16 protein-coding genes are annotated in these 13,038 nt (G+C 67.9%); 12 read left to right on the top strand and 4 right to left on the bottom strand.

Features of this window, described 5'->3' with window-relative positions; translation table 11 throughout:
- Positions 1–40 precede the first annotated feature (40 nt).
- Positions 41–1,039, bottom strand: coding sequence for a hypothetical protein (locus WBP48_RS09530; protein ID WP_424439468.1), 999 nt, complete (start codon positions 1,037–1,039; stop codon positions 41–43).
- A gap of 384 nt (positions 1,040–1,423) precedes the next feature.
- On the opposite strand from WBP48_RS09530, the gene WBP48_RS09525 reads away from it, so the two are divergent.
- The 5 genes from WBP48_RS09525 to coaD all read left to right on the top strand — a co-directional run bounded on the left by WBP48_RS09525 (position 1,424) and on the right by coaD (position 5,838).
- Positions 1,424–2,053 carry a superoxide dismutase gene (locus WBP48_RS09525; RefSeq protein ID WP_424439465.1) on the top strand — a complete coding sequence of 210 codons (630 nt, stop codon included), beginning with the start codon at positions 1,424–1,426 and terminating at the stop codon, positions 2,051–2,053.
- 127 nt (positions 2,054–2,180) lie between these two features.
- A complete protein-coding gene (gene gap / locus WBP48_RS09520; protein WP_424439462.1) occupies positions 2,181–3,185 on the top strand; it encodes a type I glyceraldehyde-3-phosphate dehydrogenase in 1,005 nt (334 codons plus the stop codon).
- Positions 3,186–3,194: 9 nt separating this feature from the next.
- Positions 3,195–4,412, top strand: a complete 1,218-nt coding sequence (locus WBP48_RS09515; RefSeq protein WP_424439459.1) for a phosphoglycerate kinase — start codon at positions 3,195–3,197, stop codon at positions 4,410–4,412.
- Complete coding sequence (tpiA, locus tag WBP48_RS09510; protein WP_424439456.1) at positions 4,412–5,194, top strand: triose-phosphate isomerase; 783 nt, start codon at positions 4,412–4,414, stop codon at positions 5,192–5,194. The genes WBP48_RS09515 and tpiA overlap by 1 nt, the downstream gene beginning before the upstream one ends.
- Positions 5,195–5,340: 146 nt before the next feature.
- Complete coding sequence (gene coaD / locus WBP48_RS09505) at positions 5,341–5,838, top strand: pantetheine-phosphate adenylyltransferase (protein ID WP_424439453.1); 498 nt, start codon at positions 5,341–5,343, stop codon at positions 5,836–5,838.
- A 402-nt stretch (positions 5,839–6,240) separates the two neighbouring features.
- Here coaD and WBP48_RS09500 read toward each other — a convergent pair whose 3' ends face one another.
- On the bottom strand, positions 6,241–6,426 hold the full coding sequence (locus tag WBP48_RS09500; RefSeq protein ID WP_424439450.1) for a hypothetical protein: 186 nt from the start codon (positions 6,424–6,426) through the stop codon (positions 6,241–6,243).
- Positions 6,427–6,447: 21 nt separating this feature from the next.
- On the opposite strand from WBP48_RS09500, the gene WBP48_RS09495 reads away from it, so the two are divergent.
- The 6 genes from WBP48_RS09495 (at position 6,448) to WBP48_RS09470 (ending at position 9,711) form a co-directional block, all read left to right on the top strand.
- Positions 6,448–7,008 carry a YceD family protein gene (locus tag WBP48_RS09495; protein WP_424439471.1) on the top strand — a complete coding sequence of 187 codons (561 nt, stop codon included), beginning with the start codon at positions 6,448–6,450 and terminating at the stop codon, positions 7,006–7,008.
- Positions 7,009–7,010: 2 nt separating this feature from the next.
- Entirely contained in the window at positions 7,011–7,220 is a 210-nt protein-coding gene (gene rpmF / locus WBP48_RS09490) for a 50S ribosomal protein L32 (RefSeq protein WP_424439447.1), read from the top strand.
- Between the two features lie 16 nt (positions 7,221–7,236).
- Complete coding sequence (rnc, locus tag WBP48_RS09485; RefSeq protein ID WP_424439444.1) at positions 7,237–7,929, top strand: ribonuclease III; 693 nt, start codon at positions 7,237–7,239, stop codon at positions 7,927–7,929.
- Between the two features lie 74 nt (positions 7,930–8,003).
- On the top strand, positions 8,004–8,933 hold the full coding sequence (gene mutM / locus WBP48_RS09480) for a bifunctional DNA-formamidopyrimidine glycosylase/DNA-(apurinic or apyrimidinic site) lyase (protein WP_424439441.1): 930 nt from the start codon (positions 8,004–8,006) through the stop codon (positions 8,931–8,933).
- 152 nt (positions 8,934–9,085) lie between these two features.
- On the top strand, positions 9,086–9,316 hold the full coding sequence (locus WBP48_RS09475; RefSeq protein WP_424439438.1) for a FitA-like ribbon-helix-helix domain-containing protein: 231 nt from the start codon (positions 9,086–9,088) through the stop codon (positions 9,314–9,316).
- Positions 9,313–9,711, top strand: coding sequence for a type II toxin-antitoxin system VapC family toxin (locus WBP48_RS09470; protein WP_424439435.1), 399 nt, complete (start codon positions 9,313–9,315; stop codon positions 9,709–9,711). The genes WBP48_RS09475 and WBP48_RS09470 overlap by 4 nt, the downstream gene beginning before the upstream one ends.
- Position 9,712: 1 nt before the next feature.
- Here the strand turns inward: WBP48_RS09470 and WBP48_RS09465 are convergent, their stop codons facing one another.
- On the bottom strand, positions 9,713–10,792 hold the full coding sequence (locus tag WBP48_RS09465) for a GNAT family N-acetyltransferase (RefSeq protein WP_424439432.1): 1,080 nt from the start codon (positions 10,790–10,792) through the stop codon (positions 9,713–9,715).
- Between the two features lie 52 nt (positions 10,793–10,844).
- Complete coding sequence (locus WBP48_RS09460; RefSeq protein ID WP_424439429.1) at positions 10,845–11,108, bottom strand: hypothetical protein; 264 nt, start codon at positions 11,106–11,108, stop codon at positions 10,845–10,847.
- Positions 11,109–11,552: 444 nt separating this feature from the next.
- On the opposite strand from WBP48_RS09460, the gene WBP48_RS09455 reads away from it, so the two are divergent.
- A partial coding sequence (locus WBP48_RS09455; protein WP_424439426.1) for a chromosome segregation SMC family protein occupies positions 11,553–13,038 on the top strand: 1,486 nt, incomplete at its 3' end.

Below are 13,038 nucleotides of genomic sequence, written 5' to 3'. Positions count from 1 at the left end.
GGGCGGGGACCGCGGGGGCGGGGGCGAGGCGCGCGGGGGCTCAGCGCAGGAAGGAAATCCCCCCGGTGGGGTGGCCGCGCAATGCGCGCCCGAGCGTCGCGAGCGGGGTGGTCTGCTCGGGGAACAGGATCGGCAGTCCAGCGGCGGCAAGAACAGCCGACATCTGGGGCCAATCCACCATGTCGCGCTGAGTCCAGTGCGCAATCGCGCGGACGCCCCGACGCCGCAGGCGGGCATCGCGTGTACTGCGGGCACGCAAAGCCTCTCGGGCATCGCCGAATGCTCCGCTGTACTTGATGTCTCCGTCAGGCTCGCCCGCGATCTTCCATTGGTCCCACCAGAGATCCACACGATCGTCTTCGTCGGGATGCTCCCCGCGGAACCACTTCTGCAGTTCCGGTGAGGGGAACCCCACCCATTCGATTGCAGCGATCGCGACATGTTCCAGTGGCGATTCGGGAACGGGAGTGGCACGCTCGAGCACCCACTCGAGGGAACGAGTGCCGCGCGCCGTAGGGCGCGCGGCACTCACGGCAGCGAGTCGCTCACGCGACAGTTCGGGGTCCGCGCGCAAGGCAGCGCCGGCGACGGCAAGGGCGACCGCGGGATGCCGAGCACGACCGAGGTCGACGACGAGGTCGGGCATCGAGGCGACGAGGAGACCGCCGATGCGCTCAGGTGTCGGCATCCGCTCACTCGTGTGAATGTGGATGCCTGGCATCCTTCGTGTCTTCGTCGGGTCAGACGCGAGCAGATGAACCTCCGGCGGCTCGCCGAATACCGGGAGCCCACGAACGGCGGCGGCAGACTCCAGCGTGAGGGCGGCACCCGGATGCTGATGCACAACAGCGTGTACGCGCGCGAGGTAGCGATCCCAGGGCGCGAGAGGCCGCCACGCTTCGGTGGGAGCATACGCGCCGCGTGTGACGCGCAGCAGGTCGCCGGATCGTTCCTTGCGCGCAAGGTTCTCGACCTCGTTGCGATACAGCAGCGGCACAGGCGAGCGGCGGATGCTGTTGGGGCTGAACACCTCAGGCATCCCGATACTCAACTCCGCGGCAGACCCGGATAGTGGCCCCGAATCCGAATCGGTGGACAGTTCGCCGAACTCGGGGATTGTGGATAACCCGCTACGACACCCGCCGCCCCCCGCGAAACCCCCGCGAAACCCACGCTGCGGGTCGAGACCCCCCGAAACTTCCGCGGGTCTCGACCCGCCGACGCGGTCTCGCGGAGATGAGGATGGGGCGGGCGGGAGCGCAGGGCGGGAGCGCAGGGCGGGAGCGCAGGGCGGGAGGCGGGCGGTATCGGAGCTCCGCCGGGGAAGTAAGCCCCTTCCGGTGGTGTTGCCCGTCGATAGGATGAAAGACGTCATCCTCGCTGCGCCGAGACCTTCGGCGCGCGCCGACAGGAAGAAGAGAACATGGCGAAGTACACCTTGCCCGACCTCCCCTACGACTTTGCGGCGCTCGAACCGCACATCAGCGGCAAGATCATGGAGCTGCATCACGACAAGCACCATCAGGCCTACGTCACAGGCGCCAACGCGGCTCTGGAACAGCTCGCCGAGGCCCGCGACAGCGGCAACCTTGCGAACGTGAACAAGCTCGAGAAGGACCTCGCGTTCAACCTCGGCGGCCACGTCAACCACTCGATCTTCTGGACGAATCTCGCTCCCGCGACCGACGGCGGCGGTGGGCAGCCCGAGGGTGAGCTGGCGGCCGCGATCGACGAGTTCTTCGGCAGCTTCGCGAAGTTCCAGGCGCACTTCACGGCCGCTGCCACCGGCATCCAAGGCTCCGGCTGGGCCGTCCTCAGCTGGGACCCGATCGGTGAGCAGCTGATTGTTCAGCAACTGTTCGACCAGCAGTCGAACACGGCGCAGGGTACCGTCCCGATCTTCCAGTTGGACATGTGGGAGCACGCGTTCTACCTGGATTACCTCAATGTCAAGGCCGACTACGTCAAGGCGGTCTGGAACATCGCCAACTGGGGTGGTGTCGCCGAGCGTTTTTCGACGGCGCGGGACAAGACGGCTGGTCTCCTCAAGTAGTAGTGTCGTGACCAGGTTGAGGATGCCGGGTCCCCCCGGTTGACGGGCGCGGAAACGGCATCCTCTTTCCTGTTCACAACGACATCGCGTCCGACATGCGGCGCGACAGAAAACGGGAGACAACAACGTGTCTGTCAAGATCGGAATCAACGGCTTCGGCCGCATCGGACGTAACTTCCTCCGTGCGGCTCTCGAGCAGGGTGCGGACCTCGACATCGTGGCGGTGAACGACCTCACCGACAACAAGACCCTCGCCCACCTCCTCAAGTACGACTCGATTCTCGGCCGCCTCGGCCTGCCGGTGTCGTACACCGAGGACTCCATCACGGTCGGCGACAAGACGATCAAGGTCTTCGAAGAGCGCGACCCCGCGAACCTCCCCTGGGGTGAGCTCGGTGTCGATATCGTCGTGGAATCCACGGGCCGCTTCACCAACGCCGCGGATGCCAAGAAGCACATCGAAGCCGGTGCGAAGAAGGTCATCATCTCCGCTCCCGCGAAGGGCGAGGATGCCACGTTCGTGCTCGGTGTCAACGAGGGCGACTACGATCCCGCCACGCACAACATCATCTCGAACGCGTCGTGCACGACCAACTGCCTCGCCCCGCTGGCGAAGGTGCTCAACGACGAGTTCGGCATCCTGCGCGGCCTCATGACGACGGTGCACGCGTACACCGCTGACCAGAACCTGCAGGACGGCCCGCACAGCGACCTGCGCCGCTCGCGTGCCGCTGCGTTGAACATCGTCCCCACCAAGACCGGTGCCGCCCAGGCCGTCGCGCTCGTGCTGCCCGAGCTCAAGGGCAAGTTCGACGGCTTCGCGCTGCGCGTCCCGGTGCCCACCGGTTCGGCGACCGACCTCACGTTCACGGCAGAGAAGCCCGTCACCGTCGAGGCGATCAACGCTGCCGTCAAGGCGGCCGCGGAGGGGCCGCTCAAGGGCATCCTCGCCTACACCGAAGACCCGATCGTCTCGAAGGACATCGAGACCGACCCGCACTCGTCGATCTTCGACGCGGGCCTGACCAAGGTGATCGGCGACCAGGTCAAGGTCGTCTCCTGGTACGACAACGAGTGGGGCTACTCGAACCGCCTCGTCGACCTCACCGAGCTCGTTGCGGAAAAGCTCTGAGGTTTCATCATGGCTCTGCGCACCCTCGACTCCCTGGGTTCGCTGGCCGGTAAGCGCGTCATCGTCCGTGTTGACTTCAATGTCCCTCTGAAAGAGGGCGTCATCACGGACGATGGCCGTATCCGGGCTGCGCTCCCCACGCTCACTCACCTGATCGACCAGGGCGCTCGCGTCATCGCGTGCTCGCACCTCGGTCGGCCCGACGGAGCTCCGAACCCCAAGTACAGCCTCGAGCCGGTGGCTCAGCGTCTGTCCGAGCTGCTCGGCAAGCCGGTCGCGTTCGCGACCGACACCGTCGGCGAGTCGGCACAGGCTGCGGCTGCCGCCCTCGCGGACGGGGACATCGCCGTCGTCGAGAACCTCCGCTTCAATCCCGGTGAGACGGCGAAGGATGCCGACGAGCGCCGCGCGTTCGCGGAACAGCTCGCCGCCCTCGGTGACGCGCTGGTCTCGGACGGCTTCGGCGTCGTCCATCGCAAGCAGGCCTCGGTATACGAACTCGCCGAGCTCCTGCCCTCGGCGGCCGGGTTCCTCATCGAGAAGGAGGTCGACGTGCTCGACCGCCTGACCGAGAACCCCGCGCGCCCCTACGCGGTGGTGCTCGGCGGATCCAAGGTGAGCGACAAGCTCGGCGTCATCGAGCACCTGTTGCCGCGCGCCGACAAGATCCTTGTCGGCGGCGGCATGCTCTACACGTTCCTTGCGGCTCAGGGCCTCAAGGTCGGCAAGAGCCTGCTCGAGGCCGATCAGATCGACACCGTCAAGGGCTACATCGCGACGGCTGCCGAGAAGGGCGTCGAGCTGGTGCTCCCAGTCGACTCCGTCATGGCATCCGGTTTCGCAGCCGACGCCGACCACGTCGTGGCGCCGGCGGACGCCCTTGAGGACACGCCGTTCGGTGCCGACGGCATGGGCCTCGACATCGGACCCGAGACGGCGACGAACTTCGCCGACGCGATCCGCGGCTCGAAGACGGTGTTCTGGAACGGCCCGATGGGCGTGTTCGAGATGCCGGCGTTCGCGGCGGGCACGAAGGCGGTCGCGCAGGCGCTCACCGAGGTCGACGGGCTGTCGGTCGTCGGCGGCGGCGACTCAGCCGCGGCCGTGCGTCAGCTCGGCTTTGCCGACGACCAGTTCGGGCACATCTCGACCGGTGGCGGCGCGAGCCTGGAGTTCCTGGAGGGCAAGAAGCTCCCCGGGCTGGAGATCCTGGGATGGGAGAGCTGATGTCGCGCACACCGCTCATCGCGGGCAACTGGAAGATGAACCTCGATCATCTCCAGGCGGTCGCCTTCGTGCAGAAGCTGCACTGGACGCTGAAGGATGCCGGGCACGAGGAAGGCTCGGTGGAGGTCGCGGTCTTCCCGCCGTTCACCGACCTCCGCACTGTGCAGACGCTCCTCGACGCCGACAAGATTCCGTTCGCGCTCGGCGCGCAGGACCTGTCGACGAAGGACTCCGGCGCCTACACCGGCGAGATCTCGGGCGCGTTCCTGAGCAAGCTCGACGCCACGTACGTCATCATCGGTCACTCCGAGCGTCGTCAATACCACCACGAGACCGACGGGATCGTCGCAGAGAAGGTGCAGGCCGCGCTGCGGCACGGCCTCGTGCCGGTCATCTGCGTCGGGGAGACGCTGGAGCAACGAGAGGAGTCCGGGCCCACCGCGGTCTCGGTCGCCCAGCTGCAGGCGGCGCTCGAGGGCGTGCCGGCTGACGCGGACTTCGTTGTGGCGTACGAGCCGGTCTGGGCGATCGGCACCGGTCAGGTCGCGTCGCCTGAGCAGGCGCAGGAGGTGTGTGTCGCGCTCCGGCAGGTGATCGCCGATGCGCTCGGGGCGGATGCCGCGGCCCGCACTCGCGTGCTGTACGGCGGTTCGGTCAAGTCGGGCAACGTCGCGAGCTTCATGCGCGAGCCCGACGTCGACGGGGCTCTCGTCGGAGGCGCGAGCCTCGTCGCCGACGAGTTCGCTGCGATCATCCGCTACCAGAAGCACGTCGGGGTCTGACGAGCCTCGATTCTGTGATTCGTCTCGCGCAACGACCGGCCGGGGATTCCCGCCGGTCGTTGCGCGTCGAGGCGGCGGCTGCCTCGCCCCCGGACGGCCTCGCGCTTCGGAGCGGTCAACGGAGTCCGAAAAACTAGGATGAAGGCATGAACAACCGCATCGCGGTCGTCCCCGGTTCCTTCGATCCGCCGACCCTTGGGCATCTCGACGTCATCGGGCGGGCGGCGGCCCTCTACGACGAGCTGCACGTGCTCGTCGTGCACAATCCCGGCAAGGATGCGATGCTGCCGATCGCGCAACGGCTGACCCTGTTGGAGCAGTCGATCGCCGATCAGCAGATCGGCGGCAACGTCATCGTGGCGGCGTGGAGCATGGGCCTGCTGGTCGACTACGCCCAGGATGTCGATGCTGGCGTGCTCGTGAAGGGCATCCGCTCGCAGGTCGACGTCGCGTACGAGACGCCGATGGCAATCGTCAACCGCCACCTCGCCGCGATCGAGACGGTCTTCCTGCTGCCCGATCCGTCGCACGCGCTGGTCTCCAGTTCGCTCGTGCGGCAGGTCGCAGCCCTCGGCGGCGACGTCTCGCCGTTCGTCCCGGGCCCCGTCGCCCGCTTTCTCGACACCGGCGCTCGCGAGGGCTGAACGGAGCCCTCCCGGCATCCTGCCGTTAGCGCCTCGTGCGCGAAGTTCCTCGCGGTCAGGTCCGAGAGTAGCGCGAACGCGTTTGCGGCCTGCTTGGCGAGGGCGACGCTGTCGCTCGTGGAGAACCCCGCGACCTCGCGCGGCGGGGTAGCCGCCCGCATCGTCCCACAGCCAGTGTTCGTAGCCGTTTGTGTAGAAGATCACGGGGCGGCGCGAAACGCGGTTTCAAGACAGTCGGCGTAGAGCTTCGCCTGTTGCTGGCCGACCCGCGCGCCCCTTCGCGTGCGCTTGGCTTCGACGACCGCGAGGGGCAGTCCGTCCGCTCTCCACTCCGGAGTCTCTCGGGAGGCTCGCTCGCGTGACCCGACGCAAAGGGCCGCCTCCGCTTCAGCCGAAGCGGCATTACGCGTCGGGTCGCGTCCCCCGTGCGTTGAGCGACCAGCGCAGCGAGGAGTCGAACACGCCTAGCCGGAGCCCATCGACGACGCGGTCGACCTTCGACTTCAGCTCACCCGTGATCACTCGTGCACCGCTTCCGTCCGGCTTGATGAGGCTGACGGAGCTCTCTCGGCATCCTGCCGTTAGCATTGCCGAGTGGTCAGAAAGCATGTGAGCGGTCCGTTCGTGTTCCCGGTGCGCGACATCGCACACCGTGCGGGCGAGATGCGCGAGTTCGAGGCGGAGGTGCCCGCACCCGCGAAGTGGGGAGAGGGACTCGTCGCCGTCATCGAGGGGGAGCCGATCGATCTGAGCGTGCGACTGGAGTCCGTCCACGAGGGGATCCTGGTCACCGCGGACATCGCGACCGTCTACCGAGGGGTCTGCGGCCGGTGCCTCACCGATGTCGCCCAGCCTGCCGAAGTCGAGTTTGTCGAGCTCTTCGGGTATCCTGGGACGGAAGCGACCGACTTCGAGGTTCAAGACGACCACGTGGATCTTGAAACTCTGGTCAGGGATTCGATCGTTCTGTCGCTTCCGTTCCAGCCGGTGTGTCAGCCGGACTGCCCCGGCCTCGACCCGGTCACGGGCGAGAAGCTGGCCAAAGGTACCGTGCCGGAGACCGCGATCGACGAGCGTTGGAGCGCGCTGGCCGCGCTGAAGGCCGACACCCCACCAGATCACGACGACGAGGTTGCGCGCCGCGTCGCCTCCGATACAGAGAAGAGCTAGCCATGGCAGGTAACCCCCCGAAGCGGAAGGTCTCCCGCTCCAACACGCGTTCGCGTCGCGCACAGTGGAAGGCGGAGGCCCCGACCCTCGTCAAGACCGTCGAGAACGGCAAGATCGTCTACAGCCGCCCGCACCAGGCGAAGGTCGTCACCGACTCGCAGGGCACGGAGCTGTTCCTCGAGTACAAGGGCCGCAAGGTCGCTGACATCTGATCGCGCCTGCTTCCCGATGACGGATGCTGCGATCGAGCACGACTCGCTCACCGACAAGCTCGGGGTCGACATCGACCCCGAGCTTCTGTCGCTGGCGCTCACGCACCGATCGTTCGCCTACGAGAACGGCGGTGCACCGCACAATGAGCGGCTGGAGTTCCTCGGCGATTCCATCCTCGGCCAAGCAGTAACGGTTCACCTGTTCACGACGCACCCGGAGCTTGACGAGGGAGCGCTTGCCAAGAGGCGGGCCAGCGTCGTGTCGACCGTCGCGCTGGCGGAGGTCGCGCGCCTCATCGGCCTCGGCGAGCACTTGCGGCTCGGCCGCGGCGAGGATCAGACCGGGGGGCGGGACAAAGACTCGATTCTCGCCGACACGATGGAGGCCGTGATCGGTGCGACCTATCTGTCGGCCGGTCCCGAGGCGGCGACGAGTCTCGTCGTGCGGCTCGTCCAACCGCTGATGGCCGACCCCGAGCGGTACGGCGCGGCCATGGATCCGAAGACCAGCCTGCAGGAGCTCGCGGCCCGACTCGGCTTCGCACCTCCGGTCTATGTCGTCGAGGCGGACGGGCCCGACCACAACCGCGTGTTCACGGCGACCGTGACGGTGGGCGATGTTGCTCTCCGCGGTACCGGGTCGAGCAAGAAGCACGCGGAGATGGCGGCGGCCCTGGCGGTGTGGCGCGCTCTCGCCGACCGTGCCTGATGCGAAAGTCCTCGTGACATGAGCCAGATTTCTTCGCCCCACGGCGCGGCAGCACCACTGAATAGCTGACCCGCATGCCTGAATTGCCGGAGGTCGAAGTCGTCCGGGCAGGCTTGGAACCCGCCGTCGTCGGGGCGCGGATCGTCGCCGTCGACGCGCGGGACTCGCGAGCGCTGACCCGTCATCGCGGCGACGTGACGTCGTTCGAGCGGATGCTGATGGGACGCGCGATCACCGCAGCCGCCCGGCGAGGGAAGTTCCTGTGGCTCCCGCTGTCCGGTGCAGCTGAGGTCGAGCCTGCCGAGGCTCCCGAGGCGATCGTTGCGCACCTCGGGATGAGCGGGCAGCTCCTGCTGCGCTCCTCGGGAGCGCCCGAGGAGCGACACGAGCGGGTGCGCCTGGACATCCGGCATCCCGTGCACGGCGAACTCGCCGTCGTGTTCAGCGACCAGCGCACGTTCGGTTCGCTCGCCGTCGACATACTCGTCCCCACGGTTGACGGTGCGGCGGGAGGATGGGGGACGGATGCCGCCGCCACGCCGTCTCACGTGGCCCACATCGCCCGCGACCCGCTGGACTCCGCTTTCGACGACCGCGCCGTCATCGCCGCGATGCGCGGCAAACGGTCGGCGATCAAGCGGGTCCTGCTGGATCAGACCGTCCTCAGCGGAGTCGGCAACATCTACGCCGATGAGGCGCTCTGGGCGGCGCGCATCCACCCCGAAACATCCGCGGACGTGCTGTCGACGCGGGCGCTGGCTCGGTTGCTGAGTGAGATCCGTGCGGTGCTGCTGAAGGCCCTCGCCGAGGGCGGCACGAGCTTCGACGCGCAGTACGTCAACGTCAACGGCCAGGCCGGGTACTTCGCGCACAGCTTGAACGCCTATGGCCGCACGTCGCAGCCTTGCCCCCGGTGTGGGACGCCGATCATGCGCGTCTCGTTCACGAACCGATCGAGCCACTTCTGCCCGCGGTGCCAGCGAAGGCGGTCGCGGGCGGTCTGAGCAGGATTCGGCTCCGCCGGGTCGCATCTGGTCGGAATGCTGCTGGCGATGCGGCCATCTGCGACCCCGCGTGCGGGCGGGCGACGCCGCGCCGGTGTGAAGCATGGCCTGACGCGCTGTACATGTGGTTGCGATGATGTCATCCTGCAAGCATGACGATGATTCAAGTCCGCAACGTCCCCGAGGAGTTGCACCGTGCTCTCAAGGTGCGAGCCGCTCAGGAGGGGCTGACGCTATCCGAACTGGCCCTGAACGAGTTGCGTCGCTCCATCGCCGTCCCGACGGCATCCGAACTCAGTGCGCGGTTCGCCGCGCGCCCGGTTCGGGACTATAACGGTGAGACCGCAGCCGAATCCACGCGTGCGGAGCGCGACCGCCCGTGATCGTCCTGGACAACTCCGCCGCGGTCGAGTTGCTGTTGTCGCTCCCCGCCGGTGCCGACGTTCGGGGGCAGCTCGATGCGGCCCAGTGGCAGATCGCCGCGCCGCAGCAGTTGATCCTCGAGGTGCGCCAGGTGTTGCGTCGCCGCGTCGCGGCCGGCTTGTCGACGATCGCGGATGCCGACGAGGCTCTGCACCTCCTCGATGTCCTCGGAGTGCACTTCTTCGATCACGAGAGCGTCGCAGAGCGTGTGTGGCAACTGCGCGAGAACCTCACTGCCTACGATGCGGCGTACGTTGCGCTCGCTGAGGCGATCGGCGTGCCACTCGTGACGACCGATAGCCGGCTCGCGTCGGCACCGGGCAACAACGCCGAGATCCTCCTTGTGGGGAGCTGAGTCAGGCGAGGACCTTCTTCCACGCGCCCTCGTACGCGATCGGAACGAAGCCGATCGCCTCGTTGATATCGAGCATCGGGCGGTTCTCCTCGGCGTTGTAGGTGATGACCCGCGGCGAGTTCGGGGTCTCGGCCCGCCAGCGGGCAAGTCCCGCGCACTTGACCAGCATTCCCAGCCTGTGACCGCGGTGCTCGCGCAGCACGAGGGTGTCCTCTTGATGGCTGGCGGCGGTGGCATCGACCCCGTGTACGAGCTCGTTGAAGGCGACGAGCTCGCCCGTTGCGACCTGCTGCGCGGCGGTGACCAGCATCGTCTGGCCGGCATCGAGGTATCGCGTGTCGTGGCGGGCGACCCGCTCGGCATCCCACTTCTCCTCGTCGATCTCAAGGTCGGCCGCCGGAGCGTCGGTCGACATCCGCGACTTCATCCAGGCGTACCGGTCCACGAATTCCGGAGGGGTGGGAAGGTGCCACTGCACGATGCGATACCCGTCCGCGGCCGCCGACGCCTCCGCGAGGAGGGTGGCGATCGTGTCGTCGGCGGCCCCGAGATCGAGCGCGCTCTTCCGGTTGATCTGCTCCAGGGCGTAGCCGTGCCGTAGGAAGAACCGCGCGGCGTGGTCCTCAGGGATCGACCCGAAACCCGTCGGGGCGTCGAGGCGGGGACCGACGGCATCGGGATGCTGTGCCCACGCCTCGAGGACGGTGCGGCCGTGCTCGCGCGCGGTCTGCTCGACGAGCGTGTATCCGGCCGAGCCGATGCCGCGACCGTGAGAGTCCGCGAGCAGCTCGATGATCCAGTACGCGATGCGTGAGCCCGCTTCGAGTGGGATACCGACTCCGACGCCGCCGATGATGGCTCCGTCGGCGACGACCGCCCACGCGTGCTGGATCTCGTCCGCATCACTCTGGTAGTGGGGGAGCAGCTCCCCGGCCGTCATTGCGTCGTCGTCGTTGCCGGTGATCTCGCGGGAGATGAGATTGCGCACACGGCTGAACTCACGGAAGTCCGCGGTGTCGTCGGCATCCAGCGATGCCGGGATGGTGAGGGGTCGGAACTCGACCCCGGTGAGGTTGCTCATATCTGTTCCTTTGAATGCGGGTGCCCGACAGTGTCGCCGGGCACCCGCTGCATCAGACGCGGGGAATGCGGTGGGCTGTCAGCAGCCAGGCCGCTTCGCGGTGTTCGCGCTCGATGCGGTTCTTGTGCTGGAGGTACGCGCGCTCGGCATCCGGTGCCGGGCGGCTGCTCCACAGCAGCAGTTGCAGCGCGATACGCATCGCGATGCGGTCGAGCAGGGTCGTACGCGGGGTGCGGCCCTGCAGAGGAAGGAGCTGCAGCGGATCGGGCGGGGCCGCCTGATCGACGGAGCGCTGCGGCGCGGTGGCGGTGTTCATGGCTTTCGCTTTCGTTGTCGAGGCGTGCGCATCGGGATGGGGCCGAAGCCTCGCGGATGGGCGGATGCCGCATTGGAGGCGGCGGGGTCGTGCCGCAGCACGAAGGTGGGTGGTGGACCGACCGGTAGGACGGACGGTCGCAAGGGACGGCACTCGAGCCCGAGGACGGGCAGACGTGTCCCCTGCGGGGATTACGCGAACGTGATCGGACGCGTGTTCGCCGCGGCGTCGAAGGAGCGGGTCCCCGCGCACGCGAAACCGCCGGCGAAAGCAGCGGTGGTGGTGGTGTCGATGGTCATCATCTCAGGGACCTCCTTTCTCGACTTCTGACGCGATCACACACGCTAGACCCTCGGCCTGCGCCGCGTCAAGATCGGATTGCCGATCCGTTCCGCTAGCGTGGTCGGCACACCCTGCCCGCCCCGGTCTGCGGAGGACGTCCGAATGCATCTGAAGAGCTTGACGCTCAAGGGCTTCAAGTCGTTCGCGCAGCCGACCACGTTCGCGCTGGAGCCCGGAGTCACCTGCATCGTCGGCCCCAACGGCTCGGGCAAGTCCAACGTCGTCGACGCGTTGGCGTGGGTCATGGGGGAGCAGGGGGCGAAGACCCTCCGCGGCGGCAAGATGGAGGACGTCATCTTCGCCGGGACTTCCACCCGCGGCCCGCTCGGGCGTGCCGAGGTGCAGCTGACGATCGACAACTCCGACGGGGCTCTGCCGATCGAGTACTCCGAGGTGACGATCAGCCGCACCCTGTTCCGCAATGGCACGAGCGAGTACGCGATCAACGGATCCGCCTGTCGGCTGCTCGATGTGCAGGAGCTGCTGAGCGATTCCGGTCTCGGTCGCGAGATGCACGTCATCGTCGGTCAGGGCCGCCTCGACAGCGTGCTGCAGGCGAGTCCCGAGGACCGGCGCGGGTTCATCGAAGAGGCCGCCGGCATCCTCAAGCACCGCCGCCGCAAGGAGAAGACGCTGCGGAAGCTCGAGGCGATGGAGGCGAACCTCACCCGTCTGAGCGACCTCGCCGGAGAGTTGCGGCGCCAGTTGAAGCCGCTCGGCAAGCAGGCCGAGATCGCGCGCGAGGCCGCGACGATCGCCGCCGTCGTGCGCGACGCCAAGGCGCGCCTGTTCGCGGACGAACTCGTGGGCCTGCGTTCGCAACTCGCCGATCATGCCCGTAGTGGGCAGGAGCGCCACGCCGAACGCCTCGTGCTGCAGGATAAGTCCGAGCAGCTGAAGCTGCGCATTGACGCGCTCGAGGCGCAGCAGCGCTCCGAGGCCGTCGACACCGCACGCAGTGTCGCGTTCGGCTTGGAACGTGTTCAGGAGCGCCTGCGCGGCCTGTACACCCTGGCCGGTCAGCGGCTCGCGCTCCTCGAGGAAGACGGGGCGCTCGCGATCGAGGCGACCACCGTCAGTCAGGCCGTCATCGACGAGGCGCGCGTCGAGGTCGCGGAGATCGCGGCGGGTCTGGGCGGGGCGCAGGATGCCGCGGCCACCGCCGGCCGCGATGTCATCCGCGCTCGTGCCGAGCTCGATGCGCTGGACGCGGATATCGCGGCGCAGAGCGCGCTGGTCTCGGAGCACGACATGCGGCTGACGAAGCTGCGTGGCTCGGCAGACGCGGCGGCATCCCGCCTCGAAGCGGTGCGTACCGCGGTGGAACGCCAGCAGCGCGCACTCGAGGCTGCACAGCAGCGGCGTGCAGAGGCGGCGGACGTGCTCGCGGGGGTCGATCCCGAACTGGTTCCGGAAGGCTCGTCCGCGGAGCACGCGGCGGCGTACGAGCGGGCCCAGCGCGACGCCGGGGACGCTGAGACGAACGTCTCGTCGTTGCGGGAGCGGCTTCACGCCGCCGAGCGCGAGGTCGAGTCGCTCACCGCCCAGACGGCGGCCCTCGGACGCGCGCTCGACGTGCGCAACGCGG

Origin of the sequence: Microbacterium sp. (assembly GCF_049661145.1) — a bacterium.
Taxonomy (GTDB): domain Bacteria; phylum Actinomycetota; class Actinomycetes; order Actinomycetales; family Microbacteriaceae; genus Microbacterium.
The sequence above is the reverse complement of the archived record's forward strand: the minus strand, read 5'-3'. Positions and strand labels throughout refer to the sequence as shown.

Bases quoted from the DNA above. Each gene is read 5' to 3' on its own strand.
- WBP48_RS09515 (WP_424439459.1), top strand. From the start codon at position 3,195: ATGGCTCTGCGCACCCTCGACTCCCTGGGTTCGCTGGCCGGTAAGCGC.
- WBP48_RS09525 (WP_424439465.1), top strand. From the start codon at position 1,424: ATGGCGAAGTACACCTTGCCCGACCTCCCCTACGACTTTGCGGCGCTC.
- WBP48_RS09465 (WP_424439432.1), bottom strand. From the start codon at position 10,792: ATGAGCAACCTCACCGGGGTCGAGTTCCGACCCCTCACCATCCCGGCA.
- WBP48_RS09500 (WP_424439450.1), bottom strand. From the start codon at position 6,426: ATGCTAACGGCAGGATGCCGAGAGAGCTCCGTCAGCCTCATCAAGCCG.
- WBP48_RS09475 (WP_424439438.1), top strand. From the start codon at position 9,086: ATGACGATGATTCAAGTCCGCAACGTCCCCGAGGAGTTGCACCGTGCT.
- tpiA (WP_424439456.1), top strand. From the start codon at position 4,412: ATGTCGCGCACACCGCTCATCGCGGGCAACTGGAAGATGAACCTCGAT.
- coaD (WP_424439453.1), top strand. From the start codon at position 5,341: ATGAACAACCGCATCGCGGTCGTCCCCGGTTCCTTCGATCCGCCGACC.
- WBP48_RS09530 (WP_424439468.1), bottom strand. From the start codon at position 1,039: ATGCCTGAGGTGTTCAGCCCCAACAGCATCCGCCGCTCGCCTGTGCCG.
- rnc (WP_424439444.1), top strand. From the start codon at position 7,237: ATGACGGATGCTGCGATCGAGCACGACTCGCTCACCGACAAGCTCGGG.
- rpmF (WP_424439447.1), top strand. From the start codon at position 7,011: ATGGCAGGTAACCCCCCGAAGCGGAAGGTCTCCCGCTCCAACACGCGT.
- mutM (WP_424439441.1), top strand. From the start codon at position 8,004: ATGCCTGAATTGCCGGAGGTCGAAGTCGTCCGGGCAGGCTTGGAACCC.
- WBP48_RS09460 (WP_424439429.1), bottom strand. From the start codon at position 11,108: ATGAACACCGCCACCGCGCCGCAGCGCTCCGTCGATCAGGCGGCCCCG.